General features: G+C 31.9%; 18 protein-coding genes. All 18 read right to left on the bottom strand.

Annotation, left to right across the window (positions count from 1 at the left end; genetic code table 11):
• Positions 1-77: 77 nt before the first annotated feature.
• On the bottom strand, positions 78-1,742 hold the full coding sequence (locus AC25Y1_RS05105; protein ID WP_488146873.1) for a DUF4209 domain-containing protein: 1,665 nt from the start codon (positions 1,740-1,742) through the stop codon (positions 78-80).
• 560 nt (positions 1,743-2,302) lie between these two features.
• Positions 2,303-2,620, bottom strand: coding sequence for a hypothetical protein (locus AC25Y1_RS05100; protein ID WP_488146872.1), 318 nt, complete (start codon positions 2,618-2,620; stop codon positions 2,303-2,305).
• 444 nt (positions 2,621-3,064) lie between these two features.
• Positions 3,065-4,084 (bottom strand): dTDP-glucose 4,6-dehydratase, encoded by a 1,020-nt coding sequence (gene rfbB, locus AC25Y1_RS05095; protein WP_488146871.1) that lies wholly within the window; start codon positions 4,082-4,084, stop codon positions 3,065-3,067.
• A gap of 33 nt (positions 4,085-4,117) precedes the next feature.
• The gene (rfbA, locus tag AC25Y1_RS05090) at positions 4,118-5,014 is read right to left on the bottom strand and encodes a glucose-1-phosphate thymidylyltransferase RfbA (protein ID WP_488146870.1); all 897 of its coding nucleotides are present in this window, start codon (positions 5,012-5,014) and stop codon (positions 4,118-4,120) included.
• A complete protein-coding gene (locus tag AC25Y1_RS05085) occupies positions 5,014-6,447 on the bottom strand; it encodes a lipopolysaccharide biosynthesis protein (protein WP_488146869.1) in 1,434 nt (477 codons plus the stop codon). Before AC25Y1_RS05085 ends, rfbA begins: the two co-directional genes overlap by 1 nt.
• Before the next feature lie 12 nt (positions 6,448-6,459).
• Positions 6,460-7,590 carry a dTDP-4-amino-4,6-dideoxygalactose transaminase gene (gene rffA / locus AC25Y1_RS05080; RefSeq protein WP_488146868.1) on the bottom strand — a complete coding sequence of 377 codons (1,131 nt, stop codon included), beginning with the start codon at positions 7,588-7,590 and terminating at the stop codon, positions 6,460-6,462.
• Positions 7,587-8,273 carry a GNAT family N-acetyltransferase gene (locus tag AC25Y1_RS05075; protein WP_488146867.1) on the bottom strand — a complete coding sequence of 229 codons (687 nt, stop codon included), beginning with the start codon at positions 8,271-8,273 and terminating at the stop codon, positions 7,587-7,589. Before AC25Y1_RS05075 ends, rffA begins: the two co-directional genes overlap by 4 nt.
• A 26-nt stretch (positions 8,274-8,299) precedes the next feature.
• Positions 8,300-9,346, bottom strand: a complete 1,047-nt coding sequence (locus AC25Y1_RS05070; RefSeq protein WP_488146866.1) for a TDP-N-acetylfucosamine:lipid II N-acetylfucosaminyltransferase family protein — start codon at positions 9,344-9,346, stop codon at positions 8,300-8,302.
• A 40-nt stretch (positions 9,347-9,386) separates the two neighbouring features.
• A complete protein-coding gene (locus AC25Y1_RS05065) occupies positions 9,387-9,575 on the bottom strand; it encodes a hypothetical protein (RefSeq protein WP_488146865.1) in 189 nt (62 codons plus the stop codon).
• Positions 9,576-9,656: 81 nt separating this feature from the next.
• Entirely contained in the window at positions 9,657-10,937 is a 1,281-nt protein-coding gene (locus AC25Y1_RS05060; RefSeq protein ID WP_488146864.1) for a nucleotide sugar dehydrogenase, read from the bottom strand.
• Positions 10,938-11,141: 204 nt separating this feature from the next.
• Positions 11,142-12,098, bottom strand: a complete 957-nt coding sequence (locus AC25Y1_RS05055) for a glycosyltransferase family 2 protein (RefSeq protein ID WP_488146863.1) — start codon at positions 12,096-12,098, stop codon at positions 11,142-11,144.
• Positions 12,099-12,202: 104 nt separating this feature from the next.
• The gene (locus AC25Y1_RS05050; RefSeq protein ID WP_488146862.1) at positions 12,203-13,420 is read right to left on the bottom strand and encodes a glycosyltransferase family 4 protein; all 1,218 of its coding nucleotides are present in this window, start codon (positions 13,418-13,420) and stop codon (positions 12,203-12,205) included.
• A 28-nt stretch (positions 13,421-13,448) separates the two neighbouring features.
• Positions 13,449-14,579: a hypothetical protein gene (locus AC25Y1_RS05045; RefSeq protein WP_488146861.1), complete on the bottom strand. Its 1,131-nt coding sequence runs from the start codon at positions 14,577-14,579 to the stop codon at positions 13,449-13,451.
• An 11-nt stretch (positions 14,580-14,590) separates the two neighbouring features.
• A complete protein-coding gene (locus tag AC25Y1_RS05040) occupies positions 14,591-15,802 on the bottom strand; it encodes a glycosyltransferase (protein ID WP_488146860.1) in 1,212 nt (403 codons plus the stop codon).
• Between the two features lie 3 nt (positions 15,803-15,805).
• A complete protein-coding gene (gene wecB, locus AC25Y1_RS05035; RefSeq protein ID WP_488146859.1) occupies positions 15,806-16,930 on the bottom strand; it encodes a non-hydrolyzing UDP-N-acetylglucosamine 2-epimerase in 1,125 nt (374 codons plus the stop codon).
• Between the two features lie 4 nt (positions 16,931-16,934).
• Positions 16,935-18,044 (bottom strand): capsular polysaccharide biosynthesis protein CapF, encoded by a 1,110-nt coding sequence (locus tag AC25Y1_RS05030; protein ID WP_488147030.1) that lies wholly within the window; start codon positions 18,042-18,044, stop codon positions 16,935-16,937.
• A complete protein-coding gene (locus AC25Y1_RS05025; protein ID WP_488146858.1) occupies positions 18,041-19,063 on the bottom strand; it encodes a polysaccharide biosynthesis protein in 1,023 nt (340 codons plus the stop codon). The genes AC25Y1_RS05030 and AC25Y1_RS05025 overlap by 4 nt, the downstream gene beginning before the upstream one ends.
• A gap of 4 nt (positions 19,064-19,067) precedes the next feature.
• Entirely contained in the window at positions 19,068-20,312 is a 1,245-nt protein-coding gene (locus tag AC25Y1_RS05020; RefSeq protein ID WP_488147029.1) for a glycosyltransferase family 4 protein, read from the bottom strand.

Below are 20,312 nucleotides of genomic sequence, written 5' to 3'. Positions count from 1 at the left end.
GTAACTCCTTTTCACTTTAAGAAATTGTAATAAATTTCGAAGCCCATCTTACAGGTTACCCGAAACTAAATCTTCGTTTATGCTTCACTTTTCTGGAACAATGTAAAAGTAAAGAGTGTGTGCAAAATTAAGTTAGCATTATTCTTATTAAACATAGAGTGGGGTATTATTCCATGAGCTATAATATTTCTTAAATTTAATCCTCTTTTATCGTTATATATAAGCTTTATATAAAATAATAAGTCTTCTCCTAATGCTTGTGCAATTTTTTCATTTGATAGTATATCTCCTAAAAGAATTGCATCATAACCTTCACTTTTATTCGGTTTATATATATTGTCACCATTTATTCTTACTAAGTTTCTTAAAGTAGATTCAATAAACGGAGCTGCAATATGCATGAAAGATATATATTGCTCTTCAAGGTAAGCTTTTATTGCCGCTAACAATATTCCCTTGTTTTCTTGAATCAATATTGGAGATTTGGTTAATTCATTAGTTAATTTATCTTCATCTAAATGATGTTTTTCAATTAATTTTATTAATATATAGTTTAAAAAGTACTGTTTCACCTGTAATGTTTGCATAATATGATCCGCAATTCTATTTTCAGGTTTACTCATATCAATTGCATTAGTAGCAATTCCTTCATGATTAATTTGTACATGTGCAACTAGATTCGCCAAAACTCCAATCCCCTGTTCAGACTGCTTCTCCAACATCTGTTCATGTTCTTTTATTTTAGGTATGAAGTAATTTCCGATTCTATTAATATCCAAAGATAAATCATCTGAAATAAATGCGCTTGCAAATGATTCTAATTCCTCTAGATTTATTTCCTGGTCAAAAGTAAAGGTTTGTAAGGTATCAATTATTGCATTAGATGCTTCTTCAATTTTCTTTAGGAGTCTACCGTTCTCTGTTATTACTTGGATCTCTTGATATAAATCAAAGATTTGCTTATAGCGATAATCTTTAACATTTAGCCGTGTTTCAATTGTATTATCAACAACTTCTTCCAATCTTCTTAAAGTAGATAACATTTCATTATTATTGCCAAATCTAAAATAATACTTCGCTAACTTTTCTGCGGCATAGATTATAGCATGAAAATTATCAGTTTCTTGATTTAAAGCTCTACTAGCTAATCTCTCAAATCTTTCTTCTATAACTTCAATAATTTGCTGTTCTTGTATATCTGTAAAAAAATCTTTATTTGCTAATAATTCATCGTAGCAATATCCCCATAAACCAATTAATTCGTCTTTTATCATCTTGTTCTCAGATGTCAGCATAATATCAGCAATTTCCGAAAATCTTTGTCTCATATTAAGTGTCTTTATTAGTTCTAACCCTTTTAATATATATTTTTTATGTTCAAATTCCATACCTACTTCTTCAGGAAATTCATGTTTTCCAAGAATAAGATAATTTTCCACTGCTATTTGCGCATATATAAATGGCTTTTCAATACAGCCTTTAAATACATCTTTGAATTCCCATACTAAATCAGCATAACGTGCCTTTAACTGAACATTAGTAGATAACTCAGCACGTTGTGACCAATACTTTATTACATCACAATTGATCTCTTCTAAATGATATTCTCTTTGCTTAGATGACATTAAAGCCAGATGTTCACTATTATATTCGGGCTCTTCCTTAAACATTATAATATCAGATTGATAACTATAACTATTACACAGCTCTTTTGAATCAAGAAATTCTATTAATTTAATCATTTTCGCTCTCCTCTCAAAAGTGGACTGTCAACACTAAATCGTACAAAATTTATAAGTTCTGCAATCTATACGGCAATGTTCTTTATAACCAACCGGGCCATGGTTTGAAATTGCTTTTTTTACTTTCTTACTAGTTGAATAGCTCTCCCCATTTTAAATTAATTGTTAAATTTCTAAGTACATCGTACCATAAACTTCTGAATATTACATTCAAATTTGTGAAAAGTACCTGTGCCAGGCGCAATTATGACTATTCATGTTTTTTGGATAAAAAAACAGGAGATATCGACAAAGTGTTATATAGTCGATATCTCCTGTTTATTTTTATACATTTTTAATGAATATACAGAATAGTTTCTAACACAGGTAGCTGAAATTCATTCTACTTGACGGTTACAAAACTCAATTTCTAGCTTCAAATCGAAAAGTACCTGTGTCAGGCGCAATTATGACTATTCATGTTTTTCGGATAAAAAAACAAGGGGATATCGACAAAGTGTTATATAGTCGATACCCCCTTTTTATTTTTATACAATCGTATTGAATATACAGAATAGTTTCTAACACAGGTACCTGAAATTAAGGTCTTCATAATAATGCGCAGTCGTTTCGATTCCGACAATTACTTGCGATAGAGAGTAAGCTTCGCGTGTCGCATCAATGTATTTCTTCATCAGTTGATAACCTGTCATGGACCCGTCAAACTCGAATGGCTCCTGTAAAATATCGCCGTAGATTGTGCACACCATCGCTGTATTTACAAACTTCGCCGCATCAATCGCTACGATACAATATTCCTTTGCTTTTTCTTCCCGCATTAAGCGGTTCCAATGACTTCCATTCTTCCCCTTAATATGATTAAATGATAGTGTAACCATTGTTTTCAGCTCCTCCTTTTGGATGGGGTCGTATATTGGAAGTTCTGTGATTGGTACTTCTCCTATACCCTGAAAACAATGGTTTTTTCACGTTCCATCAATCTATTTAACATTATAGGTACCTGAAATTTAATTTTTCTTGAGACATGAGAAAAGCACCTCCTAAAATTGATACGCTAATCGTACCAAGGAGATGCTACATTTGGATATGCGTTGTTTGATTGGGGGCTTACCATCTAGGGACCCCACCTCTCATTAAATAGGAGAAATATCGTAAACTTTTGTTAAAAACTACGTAAAAAGATCCACACCTATAGAGTCGGTAATGGATCTGTTACAGTCAATTTATTATGGTTGAAAGCCAGCAAGCATTCGGCAGCTCAGCCGACCACGGAAGCAGACTTTGGAGCTGTCTTTCGTAGTCCAGATTGATATTCGGAAGTGTTATTTACTATATTGCTTCTCAAAATAATCCTGATATTCACCAGTAATAATTTGTTCCCACCATTCCTTGTTATCAAGATACCATTGAATAGTTTGGGCAATTCCAGTTTCAAACGTATATGTTGGATTCCATCCCAATTGTTCAAGTTTTGTTGGATCAATGGCATAACGCTTATCATGACCAAGGCGATCTGTTACAAATTCTATCAACTCTTCTGATTTTCCTAATGTGCTAATAATTGTTTTCACAACTTCCAAATTTGTACGTTCATTATGTCCGCCTATATTATACACTTCACCGTTTGCACCTTCATGTAGCACTAAATCAATCGCTGCACAATGATCTAATACATGTAACCAGTCACGAATGTTTTTTCCGTCACCATATATAGGAACTTTTTGGTCATTTAAAATACGGGAAATCGTTAAAGGTATCAACTTCTCAGGGAAGTGGTATGGTCCATAATTATTCGAGCAACGCGTAATATTTACAGGTAAACCAAATGTTTCATGGTAAGCCCGAACTAATAAATCAGATGATGCTTTACTTGCGCTGTATGGGCTATTCGGCTGTATAGGGGTATCTTCAGTAAAGAATGTAGAAGGATTGAAATCTAGCTCTCCATACACTTCATCCGTGGAGATATGGACAAATTTTGAAATGCCGATTTTTATTGATGCATCAAGCAAGACCTGTGTTCCTAATACATTAGTCTCAACAAAAACCCCCGGGTTTGTGATTGAACGATCCACATGGCTCTCAGCTGCGAAATGAACGACATAATCAAACTTCTCTCTTTCAAATAAAGAGTTTATAACTTCACGGTCTGCAATATCAGCTTTAACAAAATGATAATTAGCCTTTTTTTCAGTCTCACGATGTTTTGTCAAATCGCCTGCATATGTTAGTAAATCTAAATTATAGATAACATATTGCGGATATTTATCTATCATATATTGTACAAAGTTTCCTCCTATGAAACCTGCACCACCAGTTACAAGTAATTTCTTCTCTCTCATCTACTTCACCCTCATTTGAATATTTACTAATAATTATTGTACAGTTATAAGTGGTTTATCTTGTGGCTGACGAGCAACTTCCACTAAGTACTTACCATATTCGGTTTTCATTAATGGTTTGGCAAGATCTAATAATTGCTTTTGAGAAATATACCCTCTTCTATAGGCAATTTCTTCAATACACGCTACATATAATCCTTGTCTTTTTTGAATTACTTCAACAAAATTGGAAGCTTCAAGCAAGGATTCATGAGTACCAGTATCCAACCAAGCAAGGCCTCGTCCCATAATTTCTACTTTTAACTTTCCATTTCGCAAGTACTCATCAATAACGGATGTAATTTCTATTTCATCACGTGCAGATGGTTTAACATTCTTTGCTATTCCTATGACATCATTGTCAAAGAAATATAACCCGGGCACTGCAAATGATGATTTCGGATTTTCAGGCTTTTCCTCAATAGAAACTGCATTTCGATTTTCGTCGATTTCAACAACTCCGTACGCTCGTGGATCCTTTACATAACAACCAAAAATAGTCCCACCACTTTTTAATGATGCTGCACTTTGCAATTTATTCCCGAAATCAGAACCGTAAAAGATATTATCTCCTAGTACTAATGCTACCGAAGATTCTCCGATAAACTCTTCTCCGATAATAAATGCTTCAGCTAAGCCATTGGGTTTTTCTTGAACCGCATACTCAAATTTCATACCGATATTACTTCCGTCTCCCAATAGTTCCTCAAAACCTACAATATCTCTTGGTGTTGAGATAATCAAAATTTCTTTAATACCTGCAAGCATTAATATTGATAATGGATAATATATCATTGGTTTGTCATATATTGGAAGCATTTGTTTCGATACAGCCTTTGTTAATGGATAAAGACGAGTACCGGAACCCCCCGCTAGTATAATCCCTTTCATTATTTAGCCACCTTTCTGTTTTTCGTTAGTAATTCAAAAATGCTCTTTACCTCAACTTTATACAATATACATATTATTAGTAGTAGGAATACTCCTGTTCCATAGATTAAAAAATGATGTGGCCATATCGTATTTTGTAATGCGTATGCAGAGATACAACCTATTAAAAAATAAACTCTCTTTAGACCATAATCAACTAAATAATATCTCAATGAAATATGTGTTCGCAATGCAAAAAATAGTACAAATGACAAGCCCGTAGAAATCGCTGCTCCTGCTGCTCCATAGGGTGGAACTAGAATGATATTTCCTATAATATTCGCTATACAAGCCGCACTTGCAATCAATATATGCCATTTTGTTTTTTTCATGAAATTGATACCAATTACTGTTGTTTCTGACAACGTATACATTATCGGCATAAAAATTAAAAAAGGCATAATAATGGCAGCCTGTTTATAATCTGATCCTAATAGCATAACAATAATATCTTTTAACATAATCGTTATTACTGCCAGACAAAACATTAAAAATCCAATAATTTTACTAGTTTGTGAAAAGAACTTTCTATCATCGGGATTTTTTTCAAAATGTTCGAAACAAACGGGTGACCAAAAAGTTGTAAACGAAACTTGAACCACACTTAATAAAGCCACTATTTTAAACGCTGCAGCATATAAACCTAATTCTTCAAAGTCACTCCATTGGCGTAATGCAATTTTATCAAATGATTGAAACAACCAAGTTATTAATGTTGTAAGCACTAACGGATAACTAAATCGATAAATTTCTAGTTGTGAATGGCGGGTTTTAGATTTTGTCCCAGAAAAAGGATTCCAAAAATTCTTTTCTATTACAATTGATACAACTGTCAAGAGGACAAGTGTTATTCCCGTAGCATAAATAAGTATTTCATAACTTGGACCCATTACATTAAATAAAATCAACAAGAGAATTAAATTAAATGATTTATTTAAAATTTCCATAAGTGAATATAAATGTCCTTTTTGTTGCATACGAATGACAAGTATTGCGAAACGATAAATAGCTTGAAATACAATACTTATAATTAAAACGAAGAAAACAATGGAATTGGTATCATCAAATAAAAACACCATAATTGTATCTCTGAAAATAAAAACACAAAATAACACTAGGAATAATAGAACGCTTGGAATTTTCATTGAATTAAATAATAGCCTGCCGCGCAACTCTTTTTCTTCTTCGTAAAAAAAGCGTACAAATGCTTGATCCGTTCCAAAAATAATAAATATCATTAGTACATTGACAGCGAGCATAAACATCGAAGCTTTCCCAAAATCTTCTGGTGATAATAACCTAGTCGAAATCATGGTAGTGGCTAATCCAATTAATAACCCCACACCACTACCATAAAAATAAGTTAAAAATTTCTTGAATAAATTATGTTTCATTACTGCGTCTCATCATAAGTAATATTCCTTTATTACTTCACACACAAACTGAATCTCATTCTTATTTAGTCCATAATACATTGGAAGCCTTAATAAACGATTGCTCTCTATAGTAGTGTGTTGATCTTCTCCATGAAATTTACTATATTTCAATCCAGCATCAGCAGTATGCAACGGTATATAGTGAAATACAGCCTGAACGTCTTTTTCTTTTAAGTATTTAATAAGTTTTGTTCTCTCTTTGAGGTCCCGGCACTTGATATAAAACATGTGAGCATTATGTTCACATGTCTCCGGAACATTAGGTAGAGAAAGATAACCTTTTTCCTCAAGCTCTTTTAAGGAGTTATGATATAACCTCCAACTATTGAGACGGTTATTGTTAATCTTATCAGCTTCTTCTAACTGAGCAAATAAGTATGCTGCATTTAACTCACTTGGCAGATATGAACTACCTACATCCACCCATGTATATTTGTCAACTTGCCCACGAACAAATCGACTGCGATTTGTTCCTTTTTCGCGGATAATTTCAGCTCTCTCCATAAAATTTTCGTTTTGAATGAGCAGTGCGCCACCTTCACCCATAGAATAATTCTTCGTTTCATGAAAACTAAAGCAACCTAAGTCTCCTATTGTCCCCAGTGCTTTACCTTTATATGTAGACATTACTCCTTGTGCTGCATCTTCAATTACGTAGAGGTTATGACGCTTTGCAATTTCCATAATCGTATCCATCTCACATGCAACACCAGCATAATGAACAGGTACAATTGCTTTTGTCTTTTCTGTAATAGCTTTTTCAATCAAAGTTTCATCGATATTCATTGTATCTGGTCGTATATCGACAAAAACAATTTTTGCACCATGAAGAACAAAAGCATTCGCCGTCGATACAAATGTATATGAAGGTACAATAATCTCATCCCCTGGTTGGGTATCAATGAGAATTGCAGCCATCTCTAATGCATGAGTACACGAAGTTGTGAGTAAAACCTTCGGCGCTTCAAATCTTTTTTCAAACCATTCATTACAAATTTTCGTAAAACGGCCATCCCCACTAATTTTATTGTGTGTATGAATTGCCTCATTAATATATTGAATTTCTTTTCCTGTAACAGGAGGAACATTAAACGGAATCATTTGATTTCTCCTTTGATATAATAATACCAGTGATTAATACTTTGAATTCTATAACCATTTTTTATATATGCATTTAACGCATTAATATTTGTCCCTTGCGTAGAGATAATAACGGTTTTTATATTGTTTTTCATGGTAATATTGTCAACATAATTTAATAGTATTTGGGAAATGCCTTTGCCTCGGAAGTCTGGTAGTACTCCTAGTAGCCCGATTATAACTTTCGACTCCCTAATACGATATGTAACGAATCCTGCTAAACTATTCCCATCAAAATACCCAATACATGCATCGTCCATCTTTCCAGAAATGCTCTTTATCAGCCAAGTAAAATAAAACTTATTTACTTTTTCCTCAGGGAAAATATTAAATCTTGAATTTTCTCCAAATAACTCATAATAAATATCTATATAAGGTTCCAGGTTTTCCTTTGATAGATTCCTAAAGCAAGATTTGTTTATTCTAACATTATCAAATCTTTTTTTCTGTAAAGTTATCTTACTTTCTTTAAAAGAAAAACCTGTTTTTTCTAATATATTAATAGAAGAAGTATCACTTATTTCGCATAGAGATTGAACAATAAAGTTTTTCTTATTAGGTAACTCTATTTCCCTACTATAATTTGGATCAAGGTGAATAATATCTAGACCCCAAAAATCAGAATCCCATTCCAATTTCCGCATATTAAACCTTCTCTCTAGAAATTTTATTACTTACTATTAAATATAAGTCTCCAGCATTCCACTAACTTCTCTTGAGAAAAATGACTTTTAGTATTATCAATATTCGATATGCGGTCTGTTTCTTTCATTGGAATAAGAAGAGTATCTATACTATTAGTAATACTATATACTTTTAATTTATGTTCTTTGCAATAATCCCACGTTGTAATATCTTCACGAATATAAACCTTTTTCCCTAAACCCAGTAATGTAGTAATATTTCCAACAGCTTGCTGTCTATTATGATTAAATATAGCAATATCAATTCCAGAAAGGATTTGCAAATATTTTTCAAATGGCATGAAATTTAATAGAGGTTCAAAATTATCACCAAAGATTTCCTTACCCTTCCTTACTACTTTTTCTGCGTATTCCTTATCACCGTAAGATAGTGGGCAAATAATATGGATATTATCAAGCTTTAGAGTGTTTAGTTTTTCTAATACCTCTAAATGATTGTTAGACGAATCCGCAGAATTACCTACTTGGATATAACTAATGTTATCGTTTTTATCTTCTTCAGTAATAGGGATATCTTTATATAAATTACTTGGATAAATAAAAGAATAATAATATTCCCCTCTGACATCATACCATTCTTTCGCTAATTCATAATCACCTTTAATGTGAGTTATTAGACCCCTGAATCTTTTAATCACAAAGGCTCTAATAAATTCTTTGGTTTTAGCTTTTATAGTTCTATGGGAATTAAGGTAACAATATAAATCGCCCCCCCACACAATCCAATAACACTTTCTTAATAACCAAGGCTGTAAGAAAAACAAAGTAAGCATTTTCACATTAAATATAGAATGAAGATAAATTCGATCATTTGTATATAATTCTTTTAATAACTTTAAATTACCAAACACTTTTGTCAGTATTGATACATTTTCATAACTATTTTTGATATGACTATCTGATTTAGATGCAAAGCATAAAAATTTATGATTCTCAGAATTAAAACTCGAATTAATAAAGTTAATATACGGTTCAATAAATTTGTCAGTAGTCGTAATATGAAGATGTTTCATAGAATTCTCCTAATCAAAGTTTTTTATTCAAAACGGGCTCTTAGAAAAAACTATGGCAATTGGATAAGTGGGTGCTGCAATTGGAGCAACAATGCTCAATTGCAGCACCCATCACACCGAAAGCCTCTGGTCCATATAGACGCGTGATAATAGGAGATGATACCATTGTAATAGCTTGCACGGAAGCCGTACCAGTCGCCATTAATATTACATTACGTACAAATGGCATTTTTATTTATACTACAATTCTACTTTTCATTTATTACTCCTCTAATCTAATGCAAGTTTCACCATTATATAAATATAACTTTTATAGCCTCCATAGGTCGACTTTCACAGGTTTCTTTTGCGTATCGAGTACACTCTTAATATCCACAACAACAGTCGCCTCTTCTTTTAAGAGCATATCAACCGCACTCCAACCTAATTCAACATATTCAGTATGAGGAACTGCTAAAACGACAGCATCCGCTTTTGCAAGATTTTCAAGAGTAATCAATTCAACATCATATTCTCGCCTAGCTGCATCAGCCTCTACTTGGATATCACTGACTTGGACAGTTACTCCAAAATCTTCAAGTTCATGAATAATATCAATTACTTTGGAGTTACGTAAATCAGGGACATTTTCTTTAAAAGTTAGTCCAAGTACAGTAACCGTCGCAGCTTGTACAACAACGTCATGTTTGATAAGCTTTTTGATAATTGTCCGTGCTATTAATTTACTTACACCGTCATTTGTTCGTCTGCTTGCTAAAATGACTTCTGGATGCAGACCCACCATTTGTGCCTTATGAGTCAAATAATATGGATCAACGCCAATACAGTGTCCTCCTACTAATCCTGGGCTAAATTTCAAGAAGTTCCACTTTGTTCCTGCAGCTTCCAAAACTTCAGTAGTGTCTACCCCCACATGATCAAAAATTAATGCTAATTCGTTCATTAATGCGATATTAACATCACGTTGTGTATTCTCAATCACTTTTGCAGCCTCAGCGACCTTAATAGAACTTGCTTTATATACCCCCGCTGTAATAACACTTGAATATATCTCTGCAATAATTTCTAAAACTTCAGGAGTTTGTCCGGATACAACTTTCTTAATTTTAGTAAATGTGTTTACCTTATCACCTGGATTGATACGTTCAGGTGAATAACCAACATAGAAGTCTTTACCTGAAACCATACCAGAAGACTTTTCAAGAACAGGAACACAATCATCTTCAGTTGCACCTGGAAAAACAGTCGATTCATAAACAACAATTGCTCCTTCACGAAGATTTGCACCAATCGTCTCAGACGCTTTTAATAACGGAAGCAGATTTGGTTGATTTTGTGCGTCTATAGGTGTAGGTACAGATACAATAATGAAATCCGCTTCTTGTAATTTGATTGGATCCGAAGTAAATTCCACATTCGATTTCTTCAAACTATTCTTATCTACTTCATTAGTATAGTCATATCCTTGCTTCAAGGTATCTATCCGATTCTCATTAATATCAAAGCCAATTACTCGATACTTCTCCCCGAAAGCTACGGCGACTGGAAGACCTACATAACCTAACCCAACAATTGCAATTTTATAATTCAAATTAATCATCCTCACAAATTCATATATTAAAGTTCTTCAATTCAACTTTTCCCAATAGTCATACTTGAAATCGAAGATAGTTAATGGTAAATACCAACACAATATAATCACATAGAACGAAGTGATGAAATCATTATTATTAATCACTACAGTAAAGTATGCCATTATAATTCCCTAGAATTTCACCATTGATAGCTAGAAAACTCATTTCACATAATACTTTTTGTTGTTTTTGTTTTCTTGATAATGGTAAACAAACTTGCCAACTAGATATACGGGATTAAGAAATTTGATATCAAAAAATGTTATTCCATTACGTTTTAACTTTATATAGGTTAAAAGTAGTTTTTTAAATCCTAGTTTATACCTAATAGCCGCGAGAAGATAGCCTCTTCCATTAATATTAAATAACTTTGAATCCTCTTGCTTCAATTTCTCTTTAATAAAATTACAATAATTAATATACACCGACAATCTCGCATCGAAAACTTCTTCACTCATATTCCTAGTTAAAGTACCTTTGCTTCGTGTCATACAATATATAATATCTTTCGATACTGCAAACTTTTCAAGATGGTATCCAACTTTTGTCGAGAACATTACATCATTTGCTGCAATAGTTTCGTCAAAATAAAGATTATTTTCGACTATTAAGGTTCTTCTAATTAATTTTGAACATGGTGACATAAATTTATATCTTAACGCTATCTCCGATTCGTAATTTCCAATATTCATGAAATCATGAATAAACTTTTCATAATCGAGATGCCTATCAGAATAATTCCCAGTATCTAATTCAATACTTGTTGGAATAAAGTAAACTACATCACTATCAATAGCAAGATCATCTTTTATTTTATTGTAAAAATCCTCAGTAAAATAATCATCGGCATCTGCAAATAGTACCCATTTCCCTCTAGCCAAACCTAATCCTATATTTCTACTAACACCCGCGCCCTTTTTACCAGTATCATTTTGTATAAATTCCACGTTACTAAAATTTTCTTTTAAAATTAAAGCTTGATATTGTTCTACGTTTTTATTACTCATATCATCTACAACCACCACCTGGATATTATCAATTCGTGGTATAGTTTCTAATAGTTTTTCCAGTAACCCAGGTGAATTATAGTGTGGGATGATGATTGTTAGCTCTATCATAAGATGCCCCTTTTTCACTAAACTTTCAAAAAAATACTTCTGAAACGTCAACATTTAGTAAAGAATAAACTAATAGTTAGATTATAGACATTAATTCATTACTATTATGATGATTTATTTGAACCTATAATTTCTTTAACAAAATTAAATAACTGAATTTCTGAGGTCTTTTTTGTGTGCATTTTAATTGTGTGTTTATAATTATTTTCACCTAATTTTTTTCTTAGGTTAGAGTTTTCGATTAATCTAATTATGCAATTTGCTAAACTAATAGGATTATTTTTCTTGAAAATTAGCCCATTGTATTCATCTTTAACATACTCCATCGTATTTTCAAAATCTGGCATAACCACTGTTTTTTTTTGTACCCCAATTTCAAATGCTGGTCTAGCTTGATGAGGAACCTTTGCAGGAAATATAAGGATATCTGCCAATGTATAGGCATCTGCCATTTTATTTAATTCACCTAATCTAACAATTCTCTCTTCTAAAGAATTATCTTTAATTACTTTATTAATTTTACTCTCATATCTTTTTTTAAAAAAATTATAACCTCTATCAAATATGTTTACAGGTGATTTATAGGAAAACTGATCTGAACCTGCTACTATAAGGTTAACATTATGACGTTTTAGATATTTCATAGATTTTACAGCACAATCGAATCCTTTAATTCTAAGCATTCCTCCAACAAATAAAATGTTGAAACTATCTGGTCTAATGCTATTACTCTTATTCAGTAATTCTCTAGATGATGATCGCTTATAGTTTTTAAAATCTACGTAATTTGGTATTACTGCTGTTTTTGGTGTTTTCAGATTCTCTTTTCCTTCGTCATATTTCGATATAAATGCGACACCATCAAATTTGTTCAAATTCGAATTATGAACTCTGTTCCAAAAGTTGAAAATAGAATTTTTCCTGGTTTCCCGAATATAACATGCACTTTTCACCCCAATTTCTTTAGTTATAATAGTAAACCAAGATAATATTTTGGAATTAACAATGACTAAATCTGTTTTTTCTTCCTCTATAATTTTCATCCATCTATTTTTATACTTAAATATGTTTAATATATTACTCCAGAATGAAGGCAAAAGAATTGAAGGACCCCCGCTATAAAACGGAATTGATCCTAATGGAAAACTATATTCCTTTACTTTTATGCCTTGTTCTTTAGCAAATAAACTAAAAGAACTAGGAATAGCCGGACAATATATTGTAACGTCATATTTTTCCGACAATGTTTTGGCGGTGTTAATTACACTAACCCCAGCACCTCCAATTCCTCCAGAATGATGGATTATTAAAATCCTTTCCATATTCCCACTCCTAATTCTGTTTATTATTTCATTGGCCATCTTTTTCCACAGCCTTATTATCCATGAAGTAAAATGGTGTTACTAGTGGTAGAAACCAAATACTTTGACTCATAAATGTGATAATAATAATGAGAAACAAGACTTTATATTTCTTCAAAAGGTTTAGTAAAAGTAAAGTAATTATAACAAGCATAGAATATCCATATCGGATAAATATTTGTCCAAATGAATCATATGCTCCTAGATTAAGACTTTTATAAAGCAAATCATAACTACTATTACCTAAACCAAAAAAGAAATCCTTTCCCACTGCATAAGCATTAAGCATCGGTTCTAGCCTAATATTATACGCATTACTGCCAAACAATTTATTATTAAACTGATATGAAATTTCTTCTTTAATCGAACCAAAAGACAATAATATAGATGCAATTACAAACCACCTAACAGATTTGTTACTTTTAAGTATATTGAATATAATAAATATAAAAATAACTAGACCCGCGGTTGACTTTGTAGAAATAATTGCAATACTGTAGATTACTATTTTTAAAAAGTTAACTTTACTCTTATTTCTTACGTAAGCATAAACTCCTATGTTCACTAAAAACTGAAAAGCACCAGGCTCCCATGCAATTCCTGCATTTCTATTTACAACTCCACTTCCACTTAACAGAACATTGAATATGTATGCAGTCCTGTGGCTTGTATCATAGTAATTATAAGATGGTAAACTATAAATAATACTTGGAAAAAAACTATATAAAAATACCCCTATTATTGATAGTATTGCTAATATAAATACTACCTTTTCTAAATAAAACAAATAGGTATCAATTGTGTATTTTTGGCTAATTAAGAAGCCTAATAAAAAGCAAATTGGGAAATATAAATTTAATATACTAAATTCATTAAGTGAAGAGATATTAGACAAGTCATAAATAATTCCAATTATAAAAACCGCTAGAATTGATAGTAAACTTAATCCTTGTCTCTTTTTAATAGGGTTTATAAATTTTATATTATAAACTACTAAAACTAAAATTAAAAAAGCCTTTAAGTAGTTAGATATAAGAGGGGAAAAACTCACAATTATTATAATAAATAATTCTAGAGTTCTTTTTTGTGAACTATTCATCATAAATCTACCTCTATCCATGTTCATAAAAATTAATTCAGAAATTCGATTATTTTCCTGCCTTGATTAACATAGTTTTTTGATTCTGCAAATTCTAGTGCATTCATCCCTAAGCTAAATCTTTCTTCTTTCCCCAATTTTAATGATTCTTCAATCGTTCTCAAAATTGTCAATGGATCATTATTTTTAAGTATAATAAAATAATCTTTATACTCATCTGGTATACCAGGTAACATTGTAGTCATTAATGGTGTTCCTGAAAGCATATATTCAAGTGTTTTTGATGGAAAAGAATACTTCACATATTCATCCAGTGAAGATCTAGCATTGATTAAAAAATCAGCCTCTCTTTGAACTTTTAATATTTCTTCATTGGAAATAAAACCATTATACTTAATATTTTCATTTAATGAACAAACCTGTTTTAATTCTTCTTCATAGTCTCCACGTCCATATATTTCTAGAATTATGTTGTCATCATTAGATAATAGTACAGCTTCAACTATATTCTTTATCCCATATCTATTTTCTAGAGAACCAGTATACACTATTCTAATTGAATTCAAATTCTTCTTTTTCATCATTTTTCTATTAGAACTGGTATCTTTTATATCGATTATTCCCTCTATTATTAAACTAGGTTTTTTAGGCGCAAAATCTTCTGCTAAGTATTTTGTAAGAGCTATAACTTTCGTGGCTTTTTTCATTAATTTCCTGGAAATATATAATTCTATACCTCTTAGTTTTGATTTCAGATAACTTTCACGATTATTTGGAACTGATGGGGGATCAGTCCAAATCGCAATGAAATCAATTCTGTATATCCTGGATATTATATAGCCTATTAACATAAACGGGATATGTACTGAATATACAATAACTCCACCTTTATAGAATTCTTTGTGATAATTTTTGAAGCTATTATAAATTCCAGAAAGGAACCTCGTAATAATCTTTAATACACTTTTATTAAGAAATGGGATTTCTGTAATTTTAATTTCTTTATCTTCTATTCTTTCTAGCCAAACTCTTCCTTTTACTTTCTTTTCAGGAAAGTATGGGAAATCCGAAATAGGCCTCGAAGAAATGTAAGTGAAATTAAATTCATTGTGTAATTCTAAACCCTTTATAATATTCCAAATAAATTTATGAGTTTGGATAGATGGGAATTCGTCTATGTTAAGGCTCTTTTTCATTTCTTTATCTGGAATTGCAAATCCTAAAAAAAGAAAGTTTTTTTTCATTAACTATTTCCTCCAAACAACCCTATTGACATAATCTGTATAAGATAATATAATTCTAAGTACTTTATCTGAAACATTAGGCATGCTATAATCTCCAACTAGATTTAAGGTGTTAGCACTTTGTGTCTCCAAAATTTTAAGCCCTTGCATTATTCTCTCTTTCTGTAATCCCACCATCATTACTGATGCCTCTTCCATTGCTTCTGGTCTTTCATGAGCTTGTCTAATATTAAGCGCTCTAAATCCAAGTATTGAAGATTCTTCACTTATCGTACCACTATCACTTAAAACAGCTTTGGCATTAATTTGAAGTTTTACAAAATCATTAAACCCCAGAGGTTTCATTGTTTTTACTAATGGGTTAAACTTTATTTCTTTTGCATTAATCATATTTTGAGTTCTAGGGTGTGTGCTTACAATCACAGGTAGATTATACTTTTCTGCAATTTCATTTAAACTTTCTACTAAATCAAGAAAGTTAGTTTCAGAATTAATATTCTCTTCTCTATGTGCGGAAATCACAAAATATTCCCCTACTTCTAGTTCCAATTTATCTAATACATTTGACTTTTCAATGTCAACTTTTCTAGATTGCAATACTTCAAACATCGGACTTCCCGTTTTTATTATTCTATCCGCCGGCAATCCTTCTCTTAATAAATATTCTCTAGCAATATCACTATATGTTAGATTAATATCTGCAGTATGATCTACAATTTTTCTATTTGTTTCTTCTGGAACTCTTTGGTCAAAACATCTATTCCCAGCCTCCATATGGAATATAGGAATCTGTTTTCTCTTAGCAGCAATCGCACATAGACAACTATTAGTATCACCAAGTACCAAAAAGGCATCTGGTCTAACATCATCTAAAATTGGATCAATTTTAACTAAAATATTTCCTATCGTTTCAACTGCCGTTCCATTTGCAGCATTAAGAAAATAATCTGGCTTCTTTAAATTAAAATCTTTAAAAAACACTTCATTTAGTTCATAATCATAATTTTGTCCAGTATGAACTAAAATATGCTCGATTGCGTTTGAACTCTCCAGTTTATTAATTACTGCAGACAGTCTTATAATTTCCGGTCTAGTACCTACAACTGTCATTACTTTAAGCTTTTTCATATTATCAAACCTCCAAAAATATTGTGTCTGGTTTATCAGGATTATAACATTCATTAACCCACATAATTGTTACAAGGTCAATTTCACCTATATTTACAATGGAATGAGTGTAACCAACCGGTATATCAACAACCTTAAGATTTTCACCATTCACGTAGTATTCAATAATTTCATCGGAATTTATTTTCCTGAATTTAATTAGGCCTTTTCCACTAACTACTAGAAATTTTTCGTTTTTAGTATGATGCCAGTGGTTGCCCTTCGTAATTCCAGGTTTTGATACATTAACCGAAACTTGACCTCTTTCAGGCGTACGAATAAACTCAGTAAATGATCCTCTATCATCAATGTTCATTTTCAAATCATATGAAAATTTATCTTCCGGTAAAAAGCTTAAATACGTACTATAAAGTTTTTTTGTAAGAGCATCTTCCATATATGGAACACTTAAAGAATTCCTACTCGCCTTAAAACTTTTAATTTGATTGGCTAATTCGCCTAATTTTATTGAGTGGGTTGTTTTTATAGTACAGTAATTTTTCAATTTATTAGGAGAGCCTTTCAGTGCTTTTACAAATTCCTCTAAAACATCATCAATATAACATAGTAAAAGTTCTGCTTCAGGGTTATTGACTTGAATAGCCAAACCTCTTGAGATATTATGACAATATGTTGCAACAACTGTATTATAATTTGGTTTACTCCACTTTCCAAATAAGTTTGGTAGTCTGTATACATAAACATCTACACCAGTTTCTTCTGAGTACTCAAACACCAAGTCCTCACCAGCTCTTTTGCTATTTCCATATGGATTATCACTTTCTGCTTGTATGGATGAGGTGAGAAGGATTGGTGATTTGTTATTATTTTTTTTAAGAAGCTCTAATATCTCAGATGTAAATCTATAGTTACCATCCATGAATTCCTCTTCAGTTTCTGGTCTGTTTATTCCCGCCAGGTGAAATACAAAGTCACAACTTTTTGTATACTCTTCTAAATCCTCTTTAGAACTCTCTCTTGTATATAATAACAAGTTATTAAAACCTTGATTATTTAACTCAGCTACCAAGTTTTTACCAAGAAATCCAGACGACCCTGTTACAAGAATTTTCACTGTTGCTTCCATCCTTTCAACTCTTGTTGTATATATGGGAGTTGTAAAAGCTTCTCTTTTATTTCATCTATCGTTAATCGTTCTGTATTATGGGAATTATATTCATCATCATTCGAAAGCTTCTTATCGCCTTGTTCAAAATACTTACCGTAATTTAAATCGCGATTATCTGCGGGCACTCTGTAAAACCCCTCCAAATCATCTGCAACAACATGTTCTTCTCTTGTAAGTAGAGTTTCATATAACTTTTCACCGTGACGAGTTCCGATAAGCTTAACCTCATTATCAACGTCAAAAATTTCTTTCACAGCTTGTGCTAAATCCGCAATAGTTGATGCAGGGGATTTCTGGACCATAATGTCGCCAGCATGAGCATTTTGAAATGCGAATACAACTAATTCTACTGCTTCCTCCAAACTCATTAAGAATCTAGTCATTTCTGGATCTGTAACTGTCAGCGGTTTGCCTTCTTTTATCTGTTCAACAAATAAAGGAATGACAGACCCTCTTGAGGCCATAACATTTCCATATCTGGTTCCGCATATAAGTGTTTTATCTGGTGATACAGTTTTTGCTTTGGCAACAAATACTTTCTCCATCATAGCTTTTGAGATTCCCATTGCGTTAATCGGGTAGGCTGCTTTATCAGTTGATAGACAAATCACTTTTTTTACACCGTGTTCAATAGATGCATTTAAGACATTTTCAGTACCGATAACGTTTGTTTTTACTGCCTCCATTGGAAAAAATTCACATGATGGAACTTGTTTAAGGGCAGCAGCATGAAATACATAATCCACATCATTCATTGCATATTTCACACTAGACAGATCACGCACATCACCAATATAAAATTTTAATTTATCATTATTATAAATTTTCCGCATATCATCTTGTTTTTTTTCATCACGGGAAAAAATTCGGACTTCTTTTATATCTGTATGTAAAAATCGCTCCATAACTGCATTACCAAAAGAGCCTGTTCCACCTGTAATTAGTAAAGTTTTATTCTTAAACATATTCTCACAACTTTCCATTTAATTTTATAGCCTCTTTAATTAATTGATAATATTTTTCGGAGTTAATCAACAATGTATATTTTTCTTCATATAACTTCTTTGAATTTTCTCCTTGTTTAACCAGCATAACTTTGTTATTTAGATACATATTGATTATAGAAATAAAGTTTTCTACCTCACCTTGATTTATCGTTCTACCTGCATTCGCTTCCTTTAAATCTAGTGCTATGTCGGTTTCCTCTGACATTATAGCTAAAATAGGCTTTCCGGCAGCCATATACCCATATGTTTTACTTGGTACCCCTAATCCTTCAATGCCTCTCTCTAAACTCACAAGACAAAGGTTCGAGATCTTTAATGCATCAGCATAATCTTCACCTTGTAAATAACCAAGTACCATCATATTGGGTATTTTGTTTTCTATTTGAAAGTCAATGACATCCTGACGTTTGCTCCCATGTCCTGAAAATAAAAAGAATACTTCACTACTTCCTGCGAACTCCTTTATTCCTGCGAGAATTGTATTCATATCTTGAAATGGGCCCATGTTACCTGAATAAAATATGATTACTGACCAACTATTCTTAAGTTCTTTAAAATAATTGGAATGTATTGAAGTATCTAGAAGGGCATTATTATTTGTGTACCAGTTTGGAATGACCTCTATATTTCCCCTTTTTTCTGCTATATTGTTATCTAGTAAGTAAGTCTTCATTTCATTCCCCAACGCAATCGCTTTATATGCTTTTGAGTAAACTCGTCTATTAATAAAACGCATTAGTTTTGTCACTAAACCATTTTCTTTGATAGCATTTAATTTCAACGCATTATCTGGCCATATATCAAAAGCAACAAAAAGGAATTTAATTCCTTTAAACTTTTCTAGATAATATGGAATTAATGGTAATACAGGTGGATTAGAATAAACTACTATACTTTTATATTTAGTCATTTTTGGAACTTTAAAAAGCATCGATATAAAAAAAGTGAAAAAGTTAAGCATTCTACCAATACGGCTTTTATTGTTGTATGTAGTGTACTTTACTCGTTCAATATTAAATCCATCAAGTTCTTCCTGCATTGGATATTTATTGGAATCTTTACCTAGGTAATCTGAAGGGTAACCACAAAAAACGCTGACGGAAAGACCTTTTTCTACTAGTGTTTGTGCAAGCTCCTTAGGCAAATTAGCCGATGATATTTGTTCTGGATAAAAGTATTGGCAAAGTATTAGTACGTCCCTTTTCAT

It is taken from the genome of Sporosarcina sp. Y1009 (genome assembly GCF_057669865.1).
The sequence above is the reverse complement of the archived record's forward strand: the minus strand, read 5'-3'. Positions and strand labels throughout refer to the sequence as shown.

Excerpts from the sequence above, each read along its gene's own strand:
- AC25Y1_RS05040 (WP_488146860.1), bottom strand. The coding sequence starts at position 15,802 with ATGAAAAAAAACTTTCTTTTTTTAGGATTTGCAATTCCAGATAAAGAA.
- AC25Y1_RS05085 (WP_488146869.1), bottom strand. The coding sequence starts at position 6,447 with ATGAAACATAATTTATTCAAGAAATTTTTAACTTATTTTTATGGTAGT.
- AC25Y1_RS05105 (WP_488146873.1), bottom strand. The coding sequence starts at position 1,742 with ATGATTAAATTAATAGAATTTCTTGATTCAAAAGAGCTGTGTAATAGT.
- AC25Y1_RS05050 (WP_488146862.1), bottom strand. The coding sequence starts at position 13,420 with ATGGAAAGGATTTTAATAATCCATCATTCTGGAGGAATTGGAGGTGCT.
- AC25Y1_RS05020 (WP_488147029.1), bottom strand. The coding sequence starts at position 20,312 with ATGAAAAGGGACGTACTAATACTTTGCCAATACTTTTATCCAGAACAA.
- AC25Y1_RS05025 (WP_488146858.1), bottom strand. The coding sequence starts at position 19,063 with ATGTTTAAGAATAAAACTTTACTAATTACAGGTGGAACAGGCTCTTTT.
- AC25Y1_RS05075 (WP_488146867.1), bottom strand. The coding sequence starts at position 8,273 with ATGCGGAAATTGGAATGGGATTCTGATTTTTGGGGTCTAGATATTATT.
- wecB (WP_488146859.1), bottom strand. The coding sequence starts at position 16,930 with ATGAAAAAGCTTAAAGTAATGACAGTTGTAGGTACTAGACCGGAAATT.
- AC25Y1_RS05070 (WP_488146866.1), bottom strand. The coding sequence starts at position 9,346 with ATGAAACATCTTCATATTACGACTACTGACAAATTTATTGAACCGTAT.
- AC25Y1_RS05065 (WP_488146865.1), bottom strand. The coding sequence starts at position 9,575 with ATGCCATTTGTACGTAATGTAATATTAATGGCGACTGGTACGGCTTCC.
- rfbB (WP_488146871.1), bottom strand. The coding sequence starts at position 4,084 with ATGAGAGAGAAGAAATTACTTGTAACTGGTGGTGCAGGTTTCATAGGA.
- rfbA (WP_488146870.1), bottom strand. The coding sequence starts at position 5,014 with ATGAAAGGGATTATACTAGCGGGGGGTTCCGGTACTCGTCTTTATCCA.
- AC25Y1_RS05100 (WP_488146872.1), bottom strand. The coding sequence starts at position 2,620 with ATGGTTACACTATCATTTAATCATATTAAGGGGAAGAATGGAAGTCAT.
- AC25Y1_RS05055 (WP_488146863.1), bottom strand. The coding sequence starts at position 12,098 with ATGATAGAGCTAACAATCATCATCCCACACTATAATTCACCTGGGTTA.
- AC25Y1_RS05045 (WP_488146861.1), bottom strand. The coding sequence starts at position 14,579 with ATGGATAGAGGTAGATTTATGATGAATAGTTCACAAAAAAGAACTCTA.
- rffA (WP_488146868.1), bottom strand. The coding sequence starts at position 7,590 with ATGATTCCGTTTAATGTTCCTCCTGTTACAGGAAAAGAAATTCAATAT.